Source organism: Candidatus Eisenbacteria bacterium (genome assembly GCA_016235265.1).
GTDB lineage: Bacteria > Eisenbacteria > RBG-16-71-46 > RBG-16-71-46 > JACRLI01 > JACRLI01.
The window spans coordinates 42,876-64,144 of sequence record JACRLI010000030.1 but is presented as its reverse complement, the minus strand read 5'-3'; the positions used below and the strand labels follow the sequence as shown (position 1 = coordinate 64,144).

The following is a 21,269-nucleotide window of genomic DNA, read 5'->3' as shown; positions in this document are numbered from 1 at the left end:
ATGAACATGCTCGTGACCACGCTGGCGTTCGTCGCGCTCACCACGCTCTTCGCGTGGTGGCACGTGCGGCGTTCGGTGGGCGGCGCGGAGCCGGCGGTGGTGCGGGCCTGTCCGCGCTGCCGCGCGGACGTGCCGCACGCGATCACGGCGTGTCCCTCCTGCGGCGTGCCGATGCAGGCCTTCGACCTGGTGAACGCCCGTCCGGTGGACCTCTCCGCCGGGGAGACATCCGACGAGCTGCCCCACCCGGTGGTGCGCGCCGACCTGTGCGTGGGCTGCGGCACCTGCGTGGCCGCCTGTCCCGAGTCCGGTGCGATCCGGCTGGTGGACCACCGCGCCATCGTGGACCTGGACCTGTGCAGGAGCCATGGCAACTGCGCCACCGCCTGCCCGGTCAACGGCATCGTGATGGCGGTGGGGGCGGCGGTGCAGCGCATGGAGGTGCCCGACCTCGACGCCAACTTCCAGTCCTGCGTCCAGGGCCTGTACGTGGTGGGAGAGCTTGGCGGGCGCGGGTTGATCAAGAACGCCATCAACGAAGGCCGCATCGCCGTGGAGCACGTTGCGTGGACGCTGGCCACGCGGCGCCCCGGCCCGCCCTCGGGCCGCCCGTGCACGGGCGCGGACCCGGACCAGCCGGGCCCCTACGACCTGATCGTGGTCGGCTCGGGCCCCGCGGGCATCTCCGCAGCGCTCGAGGCGAAGCGGCAGGGCCTGCGCTGCGTGATCCTGGAGCAGGGCACGCTCTCCGACACCATTCGCAAATACCCGCGGCGCAAGCTGCTGCTGGCCGAGCCCACGCGCGTGCAGCTCTACGGCGGGCTGTGGGTGGCCGACGCCTCGAAGGAGGAGCTGCTGCGGGTGTGGGAGACCATCATCGCGCAGGCTGACCTCAAGGTGCGCACCGGCGAGCGGGTGGAGTCCGTGGAGCGCGGCCAGGGGCTGTTCCGCGTGCGCACGCCCGGCGCCGAGTACCAGGCCCGCGCCGTGGTGCTGGCCATGGGGCGGCGCGGCACTCCGCGGCGCATGGGCGTGCCCGGCGAGGAACTGGAGAAGGCGCTCTACGACATCGTGGAAATGGAGGCGTTCGCCGGCTGCCGCATGCTGGTGGTGGGCGGCGGCGACAGCGCCATCGAGTCGGCGGTGGGCCTGGGCAACCAGCCCGACGCCACCGTGACGCTCTCCTACCGCGGGCAGGAGTTCCCGCGGGTCAAGGAGCGCAACCGGGTGAAACTGGACGAGGCCGTCTCCCAGGGGCGCGTGGAGCTGCTCCTGGGCAGCCGGGTGACGGAGATCCGTCCCGGCGTGGTGGCCCTGGAGTGCGTGGACGGGCCGCGACTGCTGCCCAACGACTACGTGGTGATCCGCATCGGCGGCGAACCGGCATCCCCCTTCCTGCAGCGCTGTGGAATTCGCTTCGTGACGAAGGAGATCGCCATCGAGACGGAACCCGCGCAGCAGGAAGCCGGACGAGCATGAGGAGAACACTGATCGTGGTCTCGCTGGTCTCCCTGGCTCTCTTCCCGCGCAGCTCGCGGTCCCAGATTTCGCCGGGGCCGCTGAGCAACGCGCACCGTGCGCTGGAAGGGGTGGGGAACTGCTTCAAGTGCCACGAGAAGGGCGCGGGCGTTTCGGACTCCAAGTGCCTCGAGTGCCACACCGAGATCGAGTGGCTCAAGGCGCGCGGCCGCGGGCTGCACGCGAAGCTTCAGAACACCGCGTGTGCCAAGTGCCACCCGGACCACGCCGGCCGGGACTTCGACCTGGTGCGCTGGGAGGAGGGTTCTCCCGAGAAGTTCGACCACCGGCGCGCCGGCTTCGTCCTGGAGGGGCGCCACGACAGCCTGGAGTGCCGCAAGTGCCACGTGCCGCGGCTGCAGAAGTCCGGCGCCACGGCGCTGATGCGCCAGAAGGACCACGCGCGCTCGTGGCTGGGCATGGAGCGCGCCTGCGCCGCCTGCCACGCGGACCCGCACTCCCACGACCTGGGCAACGACTGCCAGAACTGCCACGCGCAGACCGCCTGGAAGCCGGCCCGCGGCTTCGACCACGCGAAGAGCAAGTTCGCGCTGTCCGGCAAGCACGTCACCACCGCCTGCGCATCCTGCCACACCGGGGCGAAGGGTGCCGGGGGGGGCGCCGCGTCCCGCCCGGCGGCCGAGGTGCCCGCGGGCTCGCTGCGCTTCAAGACCGCCGCCTTCGCCGACTGCGCGCCGTGCCACAAGGACGCGCACGCCGGCCGCTTCGCGGGGAACTGCTCGCGCTGCCACAACCCGCAGAGCTTCCACCAGGTGGACAAGCGCAACTTCGACCACGACCGCACCCGCTTCGCGCTCAAGGGCAAGCACGGGGAACTGGAGTGCGCCAAGTGCCACGACCGGAAGACGGCGTGGGGGGAGCGGCCGCAGTTTGCGCGTTGCATGTCCTGCCACAAGGATGCCCACGGCGGGCAGGGCCTGCTGGCGGGAAAGCCGGCTGACTGCTCCGGCTGCCACAATGAGAAGGGCTGGCTGCCGGCGACCTATCCGCTTGCCGCGCACCAGGCCAGCAGCTACCCGCTGGAAGGACGTCACCTGAAGGCCGCCTGCGCGGGTTGCCACACGCGCGGCGCGACGCCGGCGGACCTGGCGCGCCTGGGGAGCTCCAGGGTGCTGATCCGCCCCGGCCACGCGGTGTGCACCGAGTGCCACGCCGACCCGCACCAGGGCCGTTTCGCGGTGGGCGGGCGGCACGCGCAGCGCGACGGCTGCCGCGCGTGCCACACCATGCAGGGGTTTGTGCCCGCCATGCTGAGCATGGCCGAGCACACCGCCTACGGCTATGCGCTCGACGGCGCGCACCGTGCGGTGCCGTGCCTGGGCTGCCACACGGATCTCAAGGCGCCGCGCCCGGCCTCCACGCTCAAGGGCGTCCGGGAGCCGGCCATCTTCGTCTCCGACACACCCACCGCGTGCGCCGGCTGCCACCAGACCCCGCACGGGGACCAGTTTGCCGGGCGCAAGTCGCGCCTGCCGAAGATCGCCGGGGACGCATGCGACGCCTGTCACGGGCTCGATGCCTTCGCGCCCGCCGCCCGCTTCGACCACGACCGGGACGCCGCCTTCAAGCTGGGCGGGGCGCACGCGAAGGTGGCGTGCGCGCAATGTCACCGGAAGGTCCGCGGGGCCAGGGGCCAGATGATCGCCGTCTACCGTCCGCTTCCATCCCGCTGCGAGGACTGCCACACCGTTCAGAAGGGCCCCGGCGGGAACATCATCGTCAGTCGTCCGTCCCCCCGGACGTCGCGCTCACCCGGAGGCCAACCGTGAAGTCTCCCGACGTCCCGAGCACGGCGCGCACCGCGGGGATCCTGGTGCTGCTGCTGGTGGCGGTCGCGCTGCTGGCGAGCGCCGCAGAGGAGGTTCCGTACCCGCACGGCGAGTACCGGGGCGACTGCTCGATGTGTCACGCGGAGCAGGGGTGGAAGCCCGCGCGGATCGGGAAGGAATTCGACCACGCCAGGCTCACGCGCTCGGGATTCGCGCTCACCGGCGCGCACGCCTCTGCCACCTGCACGTCCTGCCACAAGTCGCTGGAGTTCGCCAAGCAGAACACCCAGTGCGCCACCTGCCACCAGGATGTCCACCGGGGCGAGTTCGGGGCCCACTGCGCGCGCTGCCACACCGCGCGCTCGTTCAGCGACCGCGCCGTGATGGTGCGCATGCACCAGCAGACGCGCTTCCCGCTCGCCGGCGCGCACGCGGGCGTGGATTGCGAGTCCTGCCACCCGGGCGCGGCCCAGGGCCAGCTGCGCTACGCGGGCGCCCGCGCGGAGTGCATCAGCTGTCACAAGGCGGACTTCCAGGCCACCACCGCGCCGGCCCACGCCGTCTCGGGCCTGCCCACGAACTGCCTGCAGTGCCACAACGCCGTAGCGTGGAAGCCCGCGCAGTTCGACCACAACGCCACCCAGTTCGCGCTGACCGGCCAGCACTCGCAGGCGCTGTGCGTCACCTGCCACGGCGCCCCGTGGAAGGTGACGCCGTCCACCGACTGCTACTCCTGCCACAAGGCGAAGTACGACGCGACGGCCACGCCGCCGCACCAGTCCGCCGGGCTGTCCACCGCCTGCGCCACCTGCCACAACACCGGCGGTTGGGCAGGCGCCACGTTCAACCACGCCGGCACGCGCTTCCCGCTGAGCGGCGGCCACAGCGCCGCGCAGTGCGCGCAGTGCCACGGCGCCCCGTGGAAGGTGAGCCCGTCCCTGGAGTGCTACTCGTGCCACCGGCCGGACTTCGAGACCACCAGCAGCCCGCCGCACGTCACCGGCAACCTGCCCACCACGTGCGCCACCTGCCACACCACCGCCGCCTGGGCGGGCGCCACCTTCGACCACTCGGTGACACGCTTCCCGCTCCAGGGCTCGCACGCGCCGGTGCAGTGCTCGCAGTGCCACGGAACCCCGTGGAAGCCCGCGCCCTCGCTGGAATGCTTCTCGTGCCACAAGGCGGCCTACGACGCCACCAAGACGCCGCCGCACGCCTCCAGCGGCATCCAGACGAATTGCACCACCTGTCACTCGCCCACCGCGTGGGCCAGTGGCACCTTCGACCACGCCACCACCCGCTTCGCGCTGGTGGGCGCGCACCGGGCGGCGCAGTGCGTGGACTGTCACGGCAACCCGTGGAAGACCTCGATGTCCATGGATTGCTACTCATGCCACCGGCCCACCTACGAGGCCACCAAGAGCCCGCCGCACGCCGCGGGCGGGATCCCGACGAACTGCGCCACCTGCCACACCACCACCGCGTGGGGCAACGGCTCGTTCGACCACGCTGCCACCGGCTTCGCGCTCAGCGGCTCGCACTCCTCGGTGCAGTGCTCCAACTGCCACGGAAGCCCTTGGAAAGCGGTCCCGGCCACGGACTGCTACTCGTGCCACCGGAACCGCTACGACGCGACGAAGACGCCGCCGCACGCCAGCAGCGGGATCCAGACCACCTGCGCCACTTGCCACACCACGGCCAGCTTCCTGACCGCCACGTTCGACCACTCGTCCACCCGCTTCCCGCTGAGCGGGGCGCACACCGCGGCGCAGTGCGCGGACTGTCACGGCTCGCCCTGGAAGACGGGCATGTCCACCGATTGCTACTCGTGCCACCGGAGCGACTATAACGGCGTCACCAACCCCAACCACGTGGCCTCGGGCTTCCCGACGAACTGCGTCATGTGCCACGGGACGACCGCCTGGAAGGGCTCGGCGTTCAACCACGCCGCCACCGCATTCCCGCTGAGCGGGGCGCACGTCGCCACGCAGTGCACGCAGTGCCACGGCAGCCCGTGGGTGGCCCGGCCGGCGAAGGACTGTTACACGTGCCACAAGTCCAATTACGACGGCACGGCGGCGCCGCCACACGCCAGCAGCGGCATCCAGACCAACTGCACCTCCTGCCACACCACGGCGAGCTACGCGGGCGGCACGTTCAACCACTCCACCACGCCGTTCCCGCTCACCGGGGCGCACGTGGCCACGGAGTGCGCCACCTGCCACGGCACGCCGTGGAAGGTGGGCATGTCCACGGACTGCTACTCGTGCCACAAGTCGAACTACGACGGCACGGCCAGCCCGCCGCACGCCGCGAGCGGGATCCAGACCACCTGCGCGACGTGCCACAACACGAGCAGCTACGCGGGCGGCACATTCAACCACTCCACCACGCCGTTCGCCCTCACCGGGGCGCACGCCGCGGTGCAGTGCGCCACCTGCCACGGCTCGCCGTGGAGGGTGGGAATGTCCACGGACTGCTACTCGTGCCACAAGACCACCTATGACGCCACGAAGAGCCCGGCACACGCCTCCAGCGGGCTCCCGACCATCTGCGCCACGTGCCACACCACGGGCTCCTGGACGCCCTCGACCTTCAACCACGCGGCCACGGCATTCCCGTTGAGCGGGGCGCACCTGGCCGCTCAGTGCACCCAGTGTCACGGCACGCCATGGGTGTCCAAGCCGGCGGCCGACTGCTACTCGTGCCACAAGGGGAACTACGACGCCACGGCCACACCACCGCACGCCAGCAGCGGCCTGCAGACGGCCTGCGCCGGTTGCCACACCACCGCGGCGTGGAAGCCGTCGAACTTCAACCATTCCACCACGCCATTCCCGCTGACCGGCTCGCACGCGGGCGTGGGCTGTGTCACCTGCCACGGGACGCCGTGGAAGACGGGCATGTCCAGCGACTGCTACTCGTGCCACAAGCCGGACTTCGACGCCACCGCGAGCCCGGCCCACGTGAGCAGCGGGTTCCCCACCACCTGCGTCTCGTGCCACGGCACGGCCGCGTGGAAGCCCTCGTCATTCAACCACCAGGCCACCGCGTTCCCGCTGAGCGGTGCGCACCTGGCCACCCAGTGCACGCAGTGCCACGGCAGTCCGTGGACGGCCAAGCCGGCGGCCGACTGCTACTCGTGCCACAAGAGCAACTACGACGTGACGGCCGCGCCGCCGCACGCCAGCAGCGGGATCCAGACCAACTGCGCCGGCTGCCACGTCACCGCGGCGTGGAAGCCGACCGGCTTCAATCACTCCGGCACGCCGTTCCCGCTCACCGGGGCGCACACCGCGGTGCAGTGCGTCACCTGCCACGGCACGCCGTGGAAGACGGGCATGGCCATGGACTGCTACTCGTGCCACCGGGCGGACTACACCGCCGCCGCGAGCCCGCCGCACGTCGCGGGTGGCCTGCCGACCACGTGCACCACCTGTCACAACACCACCAGCTGGGGAGACGGGTCCTTCAACCACGCCAGCACCGGTTTCGCGCTCACCGGCGCGCACGCCGCCAACACCTGCGTGCAGTGCCACGGCACCCCGTGGAAGGTGGGCATGTCCACCGACTGCTACTCGTGCCACAAGTCCAAGTACGACGCCACGTCCACGCCGCCGCACGCCACCAGCGCGATCCAGACCAACTGCACCGGCTGCAACACCACGACGGCCTGGAAGCCGGGCACGTTCAACCACTCCACCACGCCGTTCGCGCTCACCGGCGCGCACGTCGCGGTGCAGTGCGCCACCTGCCACGGCAGCCCGTGGAAGGTGGGCATGGCCACGGACTGCTACTCGTGCCACCGGACGGACTACACCGCCGCCGCGAGCCCGCCGCACGTCGCGGGTGGCCTGCCGACCACGTGCACCACCTGTCACAACACCACCAGCTGGGGAGACGGGACGTTCAACCACGCCAGCACCGGCTTCGCGCTCACCGGCGCGCACGCCGCCAACACCTGCGTGCAGTGCCACGGCACCCCGTGGAAGGTGGGCATGTCCACCGACTGCTTCGCGTGCCACAAGTCCAAGTACGACGCCACAACCGCCCCGCCGCACGCGCTGAGCGGGATCCAGACGCTGTGCTCCACGTGCCATACCACCAGCGGCTGGCCGGGCGGGACATTCAACCACGCCACCACCGGCTTCACCCTGGTGGGCTCGCACACCACCACCGCGTGCGTGCAGTGCCACGGCGCCCCGTGGAGGGTGTCGCCGTCCACCGACTGCTACGCGTGCCACCGGGCGGACTACGACGGCACCACCAGCCCGCCGCACGCGAGCAGCGGCATCCCGACCACGTGCGCCACGTGCCACAGCCCGACCTCGTGGGGCGGGGGCAGCTTCAGCCACTCCACCACGGCGTTCCCGCTCACCGGGTCGCACGTGACCGCGACCTGCGTGCAGTGCCACGGCACCCCGTGGGTGGTGAAGCCGTCGAAGGACTGCTACGCGTGCCACGTGTCGAACTACAACGCGTCCACCAGCCCGGCCCACCGGACGGCCGGGTTCCCGACCACCTGCACCTCGTGCCACAACACCACGGCGTGGGCGCCCTCCACGTTCAACCACGACAGCCGGTACTTCCCGATCTACTCCGGGAAGCACCTGAACCGATGGGCCCAGTGCTCGGACTGTCACACCGTGGCCACTAATTTCGCGGTGTTCAGCTGCTTCAAGTGCCACGCGCAGACTGTCACCAATTCGCATCACACCGGTGTGTCCGGCTATCGCTACGACAGCGCCGCCTGCTACTCCTGCCACCCGCGGGGGAGCTCATGATGCCCGGCTGCCTGACGAACCGCCGCGATTCCGCAGAGGTTCGTGCCTGCTGGAACCAGCCCACGCTCGCGGCCACGGTCGCGTCCACGCTCGTGTTCGCGCTCCTCCTGGCTGCCGCGCCGCCCGCGCATGCGGCCAAGGGTGCCGCGGTCGCCAAGCCCGCCGCCGCAAAGGGTGCGGCCCCCATCGCGCCCGCCAAGGCCAGCGCGAAGGTGACCTATCTTTCCGGCACCTCGGTCTACGTCGAGGCCGGCAGCAAGGACGGGTTGGCGGTGGGGGACACGCTCACCGTGGTGCGCCAGGCCCGCAGCGTGGCGTGGCTGCGCGTGGCGTTCCTGGCCTCGCACCGCGCCGCGTGCGACACCCTGCGAACGCTTACCCCTGTGGCGATCGGGGACGTCGCGCTGTTCACTCCGCGGCCCGTGGCCCCGACGCAGGACGGCCTGGCGGCCGCCGACTCCGCGGGGGCGGCGGGCGGGGCGCTCGCGGCGCAGGGGCGCGGCCGGAAGTCCGCCACGTTGCCGCGCGTGCAGGGCCGCGTGGGACTGGCCTACCTGCTGGTGGACACCCAGGGCAGCGGCAAGCTGAGCCAGCTGGGTTTCGACGTGCGATTGGACGGCACCCAGATGTGGGGCGCGCCCGTGGACGTGGCGGTGGACCTGCGCGCCCGGCGCACCAGCTTCCAGCGCGTCTCGGGGGCCACCACCAGCGACAACCTGTCCCGCTTCCACCGCTTCAGCCTCACCGCGCACGACACCCGGGGGCGTTACCTGGTCACACTGGGCCGCCAGAGCGCCGCCGCGCTCTCGCCGGTCAGCCTCTTCGACGGCGGGCTGGCGGAGTTCCGCGGCGAGCGCTTCGGCACCGGCGTGTTCGTGGGCGCGCAGCCCGAGCCGCTGCACCTGGGCCTTTCCAGCGACATCGTGGAGGCCGGCGGGTTCGTGGAATGGCACCAGGCCCCGATGGCGGAGCGGCGGTGGTCGGTGGCCAACGGCGTCGTGTTCTCGCAGCAGGGCGGCATGCCCAACCGCGACTTCCTGTTCACGCAGGGCTCGTACATGTATCGCGCGCTGTCGGTGTTCGCGGCGCAGGAAGTGGACATCAACCGCGGCTGGCGCCGCGCGCCGGGCCAGTCGGTGCTCTCCATCACCAGCTCGTTCCTGACGGTGAACGTGCGCGCGTCGCAGGCGCTGTCGGTGCGCGGCGGCTACGACAACCGGCGCAATGTCCGGCTGTACCGGGACCGCGAGACTCCGGAGACCGAGTTCGACGATCGCTACCGGCAGGGCGGGTGGGTGGGCGTGTCGGCTGAGCCACTTTCGCACCTGCGGGTGGGCGGGGACGTCCGCACCAGCGCCATCGGTGGCGCCGAGCGCTTCACCAGCGGGTCGGCCAGCGCCGAGGTCCACCGCATCGGGCGCGTGAACGGCGCGCTGCGGGCGCGCTACAGCCGCGCCAGCGGATCCGGCGTGATCACCCGGTTCAGCAGCTTCGGCCTGGGCCTGGACCCCGTCATGGGCTGCCACCTGGAGTTCGCCGGCGGCTCGCGCACCACCGAGAACCCGCTGGTGGGCGTGAACGACAACGCCCGATGGGAAAGCGCCGACCTGGACCTGGTACTGATGCGCCGCGGGTACCTGAACCTGTCCGTGGAGCGCAATCACGGGGGCCTGACGCCGAGCACGCAGGCGCGGGTGGGACTGAGCTGGAGGTACTGAGGAACTGGACGCGGCTGCCGCCGCAGGATCTACCCCCAGGGCGAAGCGAAGCGAGGGCCCGGGTGGCCATGCCACCCGGGCCCAGCCCATCGGGGGAGGGAGTGCCTGGGATGCGGGCGCTCCCGCATCGGGCGCAAGCGAAGCGCGGACCTCGCGCAACCCGGCGCCCCGCCGTGCACGCGAACTATCGCTTCGCCGCCGCCTTCCTGCCCCCGCCATGTTCCCGGCGCAGCTGTGCCGCCTGTTCCTTGATCTCGGTCAGGTCGCGGCGCATCTCGCTCCAGCCGTACCACAGCGCGTAGTCGGGGCTGGCGTGGAACGTGCCCTGGAACGTGCGCATGCGGTGCTCCAGGAACATCACGAACAGCCTCTGCTCGATCGCCGTGGGCGCGTCGTGGAAGGTGAGCAGGTCGGGGAAGGCCGCCGCGTAGGTCTTCGGCTGGGCCAGCGCGCCATCCTTGTAGAGGGCGGCCACGGTGCGGATGCCCTCGGCCATCAGGTGATCGGCCTCCCGGATCATGTCGTCGCCCTTGGACATCTGCTCCGCGGCGAAGGTGCGCGAGTGGCACTTCGCGCAGGCCTCCATCATCTTGTCGCGCTCCTTCCGGAAGCTCTCTTCGTCCAGGCGCGCCACGTCGGCGGCCTTGACCGCCTCCAGCCGCGCGGTGGGCTTGCCGGCCGGGTCCAGCACGCCCAGGCCCTGCAGGATGGTGACCTGGTCGGCGGCCCACTGCTTGTCCGCGGGCAGCGGCAGGCGGACGCCCAGGAAGCCCCACGCGGTGCGCACCTCGTGGTTGCCGTCGCCCATGTGGCAGTCCTGGCAGGTGGGAGCCGAGGCGCTGGGGGGCAGCGCGCCCTGCTGCTTGAGCGCGTTGCGCACGCCGTGCTTGGAGGCGGAGTACATCTCCCACTGCGGGTGGTCGAAGCCCATGTGGCACGTCTGGCAGGCCTCGGGGCGCCTCGCTTCCTGCACCGAGAACGTGTGGCGCGTGTGGCACGCGTCGCAGCTGCCCATGCCGAAACCGCGGCCCTCGGTGGCCAGCTTCCTGGCCTCCGCCTCGCTCTTGATCCCGATCTTGTGACAGCCGCCGCAACCCTTCATGCCGTCGATCATCGCCATGGGCTGCCAGTGGATGGTGGGCATGGCGTTCATCACCGTCCACGCCGCCGCGTGCTTGCCGTGCTTGAACTGCTCCACGCGCCCGGCGTGGCAGCGGGCGCACGTCTCGGGCGTGGGCAGGAGGGCCTTCGCGGCGTCGCTGTTGATCCTGTGCCCGTCCCCATGGCACTCGGCGCAGCCCACGCCGGCGGCGCTGTGCTTGCTCAGCTTCCAGTCGGCCACGGCGCCGGGGGTGTTGCGGGAATGACAGTCCACGCAGGCGTCGCTGGGTGGTGGCACCGGGGGTGCGGGAGCCGGTGCGACCGCGGGCGCGGTGGAGGGAGCCTGCGCGCGCGCCGGGTTCCCGCCAGCGGCGGGGAGCAGGACCGTGAGCGCGATCAAGGTAGTGGCCAGCCTGGACATTCGTTCCTCCTGTGTTGGGACCGGTGGCACCGGGGTTCGCGCAACATCCTGCCGGGTGATTCGGGCCGTGAACATGACGCAGGTCATACGGGCTGCGACGTGCCCCGCGGGCGGGGCCGGGGGCCGGGCCCGCTGCACCCGCAGCCTGGGTCCACGGAATGGCCCGGAAAGACCATGCGGGACAATGAGTTGAGTGGTTCTGGTGCCGCGCCTTCACGCGCCACTCACCAGCCCGGCTACTCATGCTCCCCGCCATGCGCACGCACCTTTTACGAGCCGCGGGGCGGATTGTGGGTTCGCTGCTCCCGCGAGGGTTCGCACGGAAGGCCCCGCGGACTACTCAATGCGCTGAGCTAGTTTGCTCCATCATCGGATGAAACAACCCCGGCGGGCACCCGGCGGCGGAGGGCGTGCCTCGAAGACCCCGGGGCACCGAGCCGCAGGCGGCCCGGCCGACGGCACGGCAACATGGTAGTATCGCCCCCATGACCCCCGAGCCGGTCTTCGAGTTCCACGTCTCCCGCGCCGCGCGCGACCGCTATGCCTTCGACGCGCTCCTGTTCGTCCTGAGCGGGAACGTGGTCTTCGCCGGCGTGGACGCCGCGCGCGACTTCGCCCACCGCATCAACACGGTCCGCGGCGCGCGGCAGCATCCCGAGCTGGCGGTCAACCCCGGGGCGCTCTACGCCATGGGTCTCATTGACGAGGCGCTGCACGCCATGGTGGCGCTGTACCGGGCGCAGCGCGACCCCCGCGCCCTCACCGACGCGCTGCCGTGGTTCGAGGCGCGCCTGGGCCGCGAGGCGCTGGACCGGGCGCTGCTGGCCTTCGCCGATGAGTTCCCGGTGGTGCCGGTGTATCGCGGCACGGTCCGCGCCTCCGAGTGGCTCGCCGGCGCCACCGGCGGCGTGCCGCACCGCGCGGTGGCCCTCGAAGAGATGATGTTGCTGTGGCTGGCCAACCTGAACCCGGCCTTCCGGCCCTTCGCCGAGCTGTTCGACGACCGCGCACTGGCCACCGGCACCGCCTATCGCGAGATCACCGGCGCGCTGCGCGCCTGGTTCGACACCCGCCCGCGGTTCGGGCCCGGGGACCGCAACCTGGTGGACCTGCTGCGTGCGCCCGCGCTGGCCTCGCCCGACTCGCTGGAGGGCCAGCTGGCCTACATCCGCGATGAGTGGGAGCCGCTGCTGGGCGACTTCGTGCGCCGCCTGCTCACCGCCCTGGACGTGCTCAAGGAGGAGGAGCTGGCCATCTTCCTGCGCTATCACCCGGCGCGGCAGTTCGGCGGGGCCCCGCCGGGACTGGGGCCGTCGGGGCGCGATTGGGTCGTTTCCTACGCGGGGCTGGACCCCGAATACGAGCGATTCAGCCGCGACCTGGACTGGATGCCGCGCACGGTGCTCATCGCCAAGACGGTGTACGTGTGGCTGGACCAGCTCTCGCGCCGCTGCGGCAGGGCCATCACCCGCCTGGACCAGGTCCCCGACGAGGAACTGGATGCACTGGTGCGCCGCGGCATCAACTCGCTGTGGCTGATCGGGGTTTGGGAGCGCAGCCGCGCCTCGCAGCGGATCAAGCGCCTGTGCGGCAATCCCGACGCGGTGGCCTCGGCGTATTCGCTGGACGACTACGTGATCGCGCAGGACCTGGGCGGGGAGGAGGCCTTCGCCGGCCTGCGCGAGCGTGCCGCGGCGCGGGGCCTGCGCCTGGCCAGCGACATGGTGCCCAATCATGTCGGTATTGACGCGCCGTGGGTGATCCGCCACCCCGAGTGGTTCGTGCAGCTTCGCCACCTGCCCTTCCCGGCGTACAGCTTCAACGGGCCGGACCTCTCCAACGACGGGCGCGTGGAGATCAAGATCGAGGACCACTACTACGATCGCACCGACGCGTCGGTGGTGTTCCGGCGGCTGGACCGTCACACCGGCGAGACGCGCTACTTCTACCACGGCAACGACGGCACCGCGATGCCGTGGAACGACACCGCCCAGCTGGACTACCTCAACCCGGAAGTGCGCGAGGCGGTGATCCAGACGATCCTGCACGTGGCGCGGCAGTTTCCCATCATCCGCTTCGACGCGGCGATGACGCTCACCAAGCGCCACTACCAGAGGCTGTGGTTCCCCGAGCCAGGCTCCGGCGGGGCCATTCCCACGCGCGCCGAGCACGGGCTGACCCGCGCGGAATTCAACGCCGCCATGCCCGCAGAGTTCTGGCGCGAGGTGGTGGATCGCGTAGCCGCGGAGGCCCCCAACACGCTGCTGCTGGCCGAGGCCTTCTGGCTCATGGAAGGCTACTTCGTGCGCACCCTGGGGATGCACCGCGTCTACAACAGCGCCTTCATGAACATGCTGCGCGACGAGGAGAACGCCAACTACCGCAGCGTCATGAAGAACACGCTCGAGTTCGACCCCGAGGTGCTCAAGCGCTTCGTCAACTTCATGAGCAACCCCGACGAGCGGACATCCGTGGATCAGTTCGGCAAGGGCGACAAGTACTTCGGCGTGTGCACCCTGATGATCACGCTGCCCGGCCTGCCGATGTTCGGACACGGCCAGATCGAAGGGCTCACCGAGAAGTACGGCATGGAGTACCGCCGCGCCTACTACGACGAGCAGCCCGATCCGTGGCTGGTGGGGCGTCACGAGCGCGAGATCTTCCCGCTGCTGCACCGCCGGCCGCTGTTCGCCGACGCGCAGGACTTCCTGCTGTACGACTTCTACACCGACGCCGGCCACGTGAACGAGGACGTGTACGCCTACTCCAACCGGCGCGGCGAAGAGCGCGGCCTGGTGGTCTACAACAACCGCCACGCCGGCACCCGAGGCTGGATCCGCGTATCGTGCGCCTACGCCACCAAGGCCCCCGACGGCTCGCGGATCCTCCGACAGAGGAGCCTGGGGGAGGCCTTCGGGCTGGGCGCCGATCCGGGCGGCCTGGTGGCCTTCCGCGACGCGCGCAGCGGCCTCGAGTACGTGCACCGCGCCCGCGACCTCGCCGAGCGCGGCATGCACCTGAAGCTCGACGGCTACGCCTGCCGGGTGCTCCTGGACTGGCGCGACATCCCCGACGACGGCGGGCGCCCGTGGGGCGCGCTGAGCCACATGCTGGCCGGCCACGGCGTGCCCAGCCTGGACGACGCGCTGCGCAAGCTGGAGCTGCAGCCGGTCCACGACGCGCTGCGTTCGCTGCTGGAGCCCGCGCTGGCGAGGGGGCTGGCGCAGGCGGGTGCGGGGAAGGGTGCGGAAGCTGCGGCGCCGGCTGCGAAGGCGGGGGGGTCCGACGCGGCCCCGGCCGCCCCCTCGGCCTTCGAGCCGCTCGTGGAAAGGGCCGTGCGCCGCACGCGCAGGTTCCTCGAGGCCGGGCGCCATTTCGCGTCCGGGCAGGCCGGGCAGGCGGTGGGCCTGGGGGCGTCGCGCGAATGGCGGGGCGGGCTGGAATCAGCCTGTTCGGCGCTACGCGCGCGCCTTGAAGCCGCGGTGCGCGTCCCCGCACTCGAGAAGTTGTTCTCCGGGCCGTGGCCGGAGGCGGCGCGCGAGGTCCTGCCGGCGGCAGTGCGAAGCGTGGCGCCGGGGGCCAGGCCCGGGGTGGCGCCCTCGCCGGCCGGCCGTGTGGCGCCGGAGGTGTCGCCTGCGGCGGCGCCCGCGACCGCGTCCGCCCCCACGTCCGCGCCGGCTCCACCGGATCACGCCGCGGCGACCTGGGCCACGGTGCTCGCGTGGTGCGCGCTGGAAGCCCTCGGCGGATACCAGGATCCCGTGCACGCGGACGCCGCCGCCTCGGCGCTCTTCGACGCCATGCGCCTGCAGGAGCCGCTGGCCGACGCACTGGGCGCGCTGGGCGTCGAGGGCGAGGAACGCTGGCGCGTGGCGGCGCGGGTGCGCGCGGCGTTCACGCACGCCGAGTGGGCGCCGTACGCGGGCCCGCGCCCGGCTCCAACCGGATCCCCCTTCGGCTGGCTGCGCGATCCCAACGCGGCGTGGGCCGTGGGCGTGCACGAGCACGAGGGGGAGCAGTACCTGGTCCAGGAGCCCTTCGAGCGGCTGCTGTGGTGGATGGCGCTGCGGGCGCTGCTGGACGTTGCCGCGGCGGGCGCTCCGGATGCCGCCGCGGTGCGCGACATCGAGCGCCAGGTCGAGGAACGGCGGAGCGCGGCCGAGGCGGGCGGCTACCGGGTGGATGTGCTGCTCGAGGCGTCCGCCAAGCCCTGACCGCATCCATCTGCTACACTCCCCGCCCATGGGCCTCCAACGCCGGACCCCCAGCGCGCGCCGCTCCGCGGTGCGCGGGCTGATCACGCTGCTGTGGCGCTCGCCGCTCATCGCGATCGGGTTCGGCCTGCTCTTCGGGCTGCTCCTGGGCCGGAAGCCCGGCGACCTGGCCGGGCTGATGCTCGTCTCGGCGGTCTTCACCTACACCATCGCGCTGACCATGTGGGTCGGGGAACACACGCTGTTTCCCCGCGTGGTCCGGCCGCTGCCCGACGGCTCCCGGCCGGTGGCGCACACGATCACGTTCTTCAGCAGCCTGAGCATCGCGGGGGCGTTCCTGGCGGCCTTCGTGTCGGAGGCCTTCTTCGGGCTGCGCCTGCTGGGGTCCCTGCGCAGCCTGGGCGTGTTCCTGGCGTTCATCCTGATCTTCACCACGCTGTTCATGGGGATCGTCATGGCGAACCGGTACTATCTCGACGCCATGAAGCGGGCGCGCGAGGACGGCGAGCTGCAGCTCGCCCGCCGCATCCAGCAGTCGTTCCTGCCGGACGTGTTCCCCACGGGCCCGGGCTTCGAGGTCCACGCGGTGAACATCTCCTCGCGGCAGGTCAGCGGGGACTTCTACGACGTCATGCCCGCGGGCGAGCACGGACTGCTGCTGGCCATCGCCGACGTGTCGGGCAAGGGCTTTCCCGCCGCGCTCCTGGGCTCCATGCTGCAGGCTTCGCTGCGCACCCAGGCCGCCGACAAGGAATCCACCGCGGCCATCACCGGCACGGTGAATGCGCTGGCCACCGGCGCCGGCTCCACCGGGAAGTTCGTGACCATGTTCCTGGCCCACCTGGACAAGCGCACGCTCGCGCTGCGCTACACCAACGCCGGGCACAACCCGCCGCTGCTGCTGCGCTCTTCGGGCGCGCGCGAGACCCTGGAGGAGGGCGGCACGGTGGTGGGGGCCTTCGAGGGCCTGGGCTACGCGGAGGGCAGCGTGACCCTGCGGCCCGGGGACCGGCTGGTGTTCTTCACCGACGGCGTCACCGAGGCGGAGAACGCCGCGGGGGAGATGTTCGGCGATGAGCGGCTCATTTCGCTGCTGGCCGGGCTGCCGCCGGACCTGTCGGCCCGCGGAATCGTGGACCGCACCCTGGGCGGGCTCAACGCCTTCCTGGGGGAGGTGGAGCCGGGGGACGACATTACGGTGATGGCGCTGAGAATTCCGGAATAGCGCCGGCGCGGACGGGGCGGAGCGGGCCTGAACCGGCAGCCCCACCCGCGCGACGCGTAATCCTGTCCCCGTTCTCGTCCCCATCCCCGCCCCCATTCCCGTGGCCGTTCCCCGGCCGCGCATGATATAATTGTCTCGATCACGAGGACCATCGCGTCGGACGCCCGCTGGCAGGCCGTGGGAGCCATCCCCGGTTCGCGACCGCCGCACTTGCCCCCAGACCAACATCGCGCTCCGCCATCCGGGAAAGGGTATCCATGCGTCCGGTCATCTCCGTGCTGCTGCTCGTCCTGCTGATCTCCGCGCCCGCCCTGGCGGCGCCCAAGAAGGCCCTGTTCGACTTCACCAAGAGCGAGACCGCCGGCCAGTCCGACTGGATCATCGACACGGACATGCCCGTTCCGGCGCCGGCGCAGACTGGCATCACCGCGGGCACGGCCGAGAACTACTGGCTCGGCGGCATCTCCGCGTGGGGCGTGGCGATGGTCAAGCGCGGCTATACGGTGGCCACGCTCACCTCGGCCTATGGCATCACCTACGGCAACATGGCCAACCCCCACGACCTCTCCAACTACGACGTGTTCATCATCCCCGAGCCGCAGAACCCATTCTCCGCGGCGGAGACAACCGCGATCTTCGCGTTCCTGCGCAACGGGGGCGGCATCGTGGCGGTGGGCGACCACAACTCCTCGGACCGCGACAGCGACGGCTGGGACTCGCCGCGGGTGTACAACGCCCTGGACCCGGGCCACGTCCTGGGCGTGCACTGGGGCGTGACCGGCGATCCCAGCAACAGCATCAGCCAGGTCTCGACCAACGTGTCCAGCTCACCCACGGACTCCATCATCCACGGACCGTTTGGCACGGTGAGCAACCTGTCCTTCCACGCCGGCAACACCTTCACCCTGTACCCGGCGACCAATCCCACGGTGCGCGGCAACGTCTGGATGAACGGCGCCTCGCAGGCCGGCACCACCCAGGCGATGGTGGCCAGCTCGGTGTACGGCAATGGACGCATCGTCTTCGTCGGCGACAGCAGCCCCATGGACGACGGCACGGGCCAGCCCGGCAACACGCTCTTCACCGGATGGACCGAGGCCGGCACCACCGACAGCTCGGTGTTCATGAACGCGGCCATCTGGGTCACGCGCCGCGACGCGGGCGCCGGCGACACCATTCCCCCGGTGGTCACCATCACCTCCCCGGTGGGCGGCGAAAGCTGGGCCCTCGGTTCCGCGCACAACATCACCTGGACCGCCACCGACGCCGTGGGCGTGACCTCGGTGGACCTGGCCTACTCGGTGGACGGCGGCGCCACCTTCCCGAATGTCATCGCCACCGGCCTGGCCAACAGCGGCAGTTACTCCTGGACCCTTGGCGGGCTGCCCTCGGCCACGGCCCGCGTGCGCGCCATCGCGCATGACGCGGCCGGCCACGTGGGCTCCGATTCGAGCCACGCCAACTTCACCATCGCCGGCTGGACCATCACCGCCAGCGCGGGCGCCAACGGCAGCATCGCGCCCAGCGGCACCATCGGCGTGGCGGACGGCGCCAGCCCCACCTTCACCATGACGCCGGTCGCCGGCTATCACGTGGCGGACGTGCTGGTGAACGGGATCTCCGAGGGCGCGGCGGCGGGCTACACCTTCGCGCCGGTGCACGCCAACCAGACCATCTCGGTGTCCTTCGCGGTGAACACCTCGGACACGCAGGCCCCGGTGGTGACGGTCACCGCCCCGGTGGGCGGGGAGAGCTGGGCCATCGGCTCCTCGCAGAACATCACCTGGACCGCCACGGACAACGTGGGCGTGACCTCGGTGGACCTGGCGTACTCGTCCAACGGCGGGGCCACGTTCCCCACCGTCATCGCCAGCGGGATCGCCAACAGCGGCAGCCACGCGTGGACCGTCGCCGGGCTTCCCACGGCCACCGCACGGGTGCGCGTAACGGCGCACGACGGCGCGGGCAATGCGGGCCGCGATTCCAGCCACGCCAACTTCGCGCTGACCGGATGGACCGTGACCGCCACCGCCGGCGCCAACGGCAGCATCTCGCCCGGCGGCGCCATCGGCGTGGGCGACGGCGCCACGCCTTCCTTTGCCATCACGCCCTCTGCCGGCTACCACGTGGCGGACGTGCTGGTGAACGGCGGCTCGGTGGGCGCCGTGACGGACTACACCTTTCCGGCGGTGCACGCCGACCAGACCATCAGCGCCTCGTTCGATCCCTCCAGCTACACCGTGAACATCACCACGGTGGGCGGCGGCACGGTGGCGAAGAGCCCCGACCAGCCCGACTACCTGGGTGGCAGCACGGTCCAGCTCACCGCCAATCCGACGGTCGGCTGGGTGTTCGCCGGCTGGAGCGGGGACGCCAGCGGGGCCACCAACCCGCTCAATGTGCTGATTGACGGCAACAAGAACATCACCGCCACCTTCTCGCAGCACGCCTACGTGTGGAACCAGGCCGGCACCGCGGCCTACGGCACGGCCACCAACTGGACGCCCACGCGCACCACGCCGGCCACCGACGACGTGCTGATCTTCAACGGCGGCGGGATGGTGACCGTGACCGGCGTGCCGGCGCAGACCATCGGCCAGCTGCAGCTCTCCAACAACAGCTCCGTGGCGCTGCAGCCCTCCGCCGCGGTCACGCTGGCCCTCAGCGGGGCCTCCGGCCTGGCGCTGGACGTGGCGGCGGGATCCGCGCTGTTGCTGAACGGCACCAGCGCGCTGACGCTGCAACTGAGCGCGGGCACGACGGGGACTGTACGGGGTGCGGTGACCGTCGGCGGCGCGGCACACCGCATGATCGTGGGCAGCGCCAGCGGCCTCAGCTTCCAGTCGGGCGCGGTGCTCACGCTGGGCACCGGCTTCAGCGGCAACTTCTTCGGCACCGGGGTCGCGCCGGGAGCGCTCAACTCGGCGGTGTTCCAGTCCGGCTCGCTGATGATCCAGTCCGCCGGCGCCAACCCGTTCGGCGCCAGCGCGCCCAACGCCGTGACGGTGTTCCAGCACGGCAGCCGCTTCCGCATGGACGGCTCGCTCACGCCGTCGGTCTCCGGCCGCACCTACGCCGACTTCGAGCTGAACAACGCCGCCGCCAGCCTGGCGCCGACCGGCTCCAACGCCTGGATCATGGACAGCCTGATCGTGTCCGCGGGCACGCTGAACCTGGGCAGCCTCACCGGTGGCGGCACGCTCAAGGGCAACGTGGTGGTCCGGAGTGGCGCCACGCTCACGTTCAGCCCCGCCGGCGCGCTCACGCTCGCGCTGGGTGGCACCGCGCCGCAGGCGATCCTGGTGCAGGGCACCCTCAACACCAGCGCCACGTCGAACATCGCGGTGAACAACGCCAGCGGCGTATCCCTGCTGAGCAACGTCACGCTGAGCGGCGGGTTGATGTTCGCGCTGGGCAACCTCACCACGGGGGGCAGCGCGCTGACCATGGGCTCCACCGGCAGCGTGTCCGGCGCGGCGCAGTCCACGGGATGGGTGGTGGGCAACCTGCACCGGAGCATGGCCGCCGGCGCGCCCACCGTGAGATTCGACGTGGGCGATGCGCTCCGTTACTCGCCCGCGACGGTCACCATGAGCGGCAACAGCGGCGTCTTCGACCTGGCGGCCACCTGCGCCACCCCGGACCACCCGAGCCTGGCCGCCTCCGACCTCGACCCGGCCAAGTCCGTCAACCGCTGGTGGTCGCTTACGCCCACCGGCACGCCCAGCTTCACCGGCTACGACGTCACGCTGGCGTACCCGGCCGGCGACGTGGATGGCGGGGCCAGCACGGCCGCGTTCCTGGTCCGCCGCTACAGCGGTGGCTGGAACCCCACGGCCATCGGCGCGCGCACCGCCACCAGCACCCAGGCCACCGGCCTCACGGGTTGGGGGGACTTCGCCGTGGCCGAGTTCAAGGTGCCCAGCTACACCATCACCGCCACCGCGGGCTCCAACGGGAGCATCACGCCGAGTGGCGCGGTGTCGGTGAACGTGGGGGGAAGTCAGCACTTCTCCATCACGCCCGCCCCGGCCTACGTGGTGGCAGACGTGCTGGTGGATGGAGTGAGTGTGGGTCCGGACACCGCCTACACCTTCACCAACGTAACCGCCAACCACACCATTGACGTGGCTTTCACATCCGGAGTCATCGTGGGTGTGGGAGGTGGCCCGCGGGTCCTGGCGCTCTACCCGTCGCGTCCCAACCCCAGCACCGGGTCCGTGACGCTGCGCTTCTCCCTGCCCGAGGGCGGCCGCGCGGTGCTCGAGGTGATGGACGTGGGCGGGCGGGTGGTACGGCGCGTGGACGAGCCCTTCCCGGCCGGCCCGCACTCCTGGACCTGGGACGGCCGCACCACCGCCGGCTCGAGGGCCGGCGCCGGGATGTACTTCCTGCGGCTGCAGACGCAGTGGGGGACGAAGACCGGGCGGTTGGTGCGGGTGGGGTAGGGGCAGTGCAGGCATTTACGCCCGCCTCGCGGGCGTTGGCGATCCCGAGA

Annotated in this window: 8 protein-coding genes; 7 read left to right on the top strand and 1 reads right to left on the bottom strand. The window is 71.4% G+C overall.

All coding sequences use genetic code 11. From position 1 onward, the window contains the following. The 4 genes from HZB25_14395 to HZB25_14380 are packed head-to-tail and all read left to right on the top strand — an operon-like array spanning position 1 to position 9,810. Positions 1-1,479, top strand: coding sequence for an NAD(P)-binding domain-containing protein (locus HZB25_14395; protein MBI5838423.1), 1,479 nt, complete (start codon positions 1-3; stop codon positions 1,477-1,479). Beyond that, positions 1,476-3,308, top strand: a complete 1,833-nt coding sequence (locus HZB25_14390) for a hypothetical protein (protein ID MBI5838422.1) — start codon at positions 1,476-1,478, stop codon at positions 3,306-3,308. Before HZB25_14395 ends, HZB25_14390 begins: the two co-directional genes overlap by 4 nt. Continuing rightward, entirely contained in the window at positions 3,305-8,092 is a 4,788-nt protein-coding gene (locus HZB25_14385) for a hypothetical protein (GenBank protein MBI5838421.1), read from the top strand. Before HZB25_14390 ends, HZB25_14385 begins: the two co-directional genes overlap by 4 nt. Continuing rightward, the gene (locus tag HZB25_14380) at positions 8,089-9,810 is read left to right on the top strand and encodes a hypothetical protein (GenBank protein ID MBI5838420.1); all 1,722 of its coding nucleotides are present in this window, start codon (positions 8,089-8,091) and stop codon (positions 9,808-9,810) included. The genes HZB25_14385 and HZB25_14380 overlap by 4 nt, the downstream gene beginning before the upstream one ends. Before the next feature lie 184 nt (positions 9,811-9,994). Here HZB25_14380 and HZB25_14375 read toward each other — a convergent pair whose 3' ends face one another. Then, the gene (locus HZB25_14375) at positions 9,995-11,332 is read right to left on the bottom strand and encodes a cytochrome C (GenBank protein MBI5838419.1); all 1,338 of its coding nucleotides are present in this window, start codon (positions 11,330-11,332) and stop codon (positions 9,995-9,997) included. A gap of 485 nt (positions 11,333-11,817) precedes the next feature. On the opposite strand from HZB25_14375, the gene HZB25_14370 reads away from it, so the two are divergent. The 3 genes from HZB25_14370 (at position 11,818) to HZB25_14360 (ending at position 21,219) form a co-directional block, all read left to right on the top strand. Beyond that, entirely contained in the window at positions 11,818-15,546 is a 3,729-nt protein-coding gene (locus HZB25_14370) for an alpha-amylase (protein ID MBI5838418.1), read from the top strand. A 28-nt stretch (positions 15,547-15,574) separates the two neighbouring features. Further along, positions 15,575-16,771 (top strand): PP2C family protein-serine/threonine phosphatase, encoded by a 1,197-nt coding sequence (locus tag HZB25_14365; GenBank protein ID MBI5838417.1) that lies wholly within the window; start codon positions 15,575-15,577, stop codon positions 16,769-16,771. A gap of 257 nt (positions 16,772-17,028) precedes the next feature. Beyond that, positions 17,029-21,219, top strand: coding sequence for a T9SS type A sorting domain-containing protein (locus HZB25_14360; protein ID MBI5838416.1), 4,191 nt, complete (start codon positions 17,029-17,031; stop codon positions 21,217-21,219). Positions 21,220-21,269 lie beyond the last annotated feature (50 nt).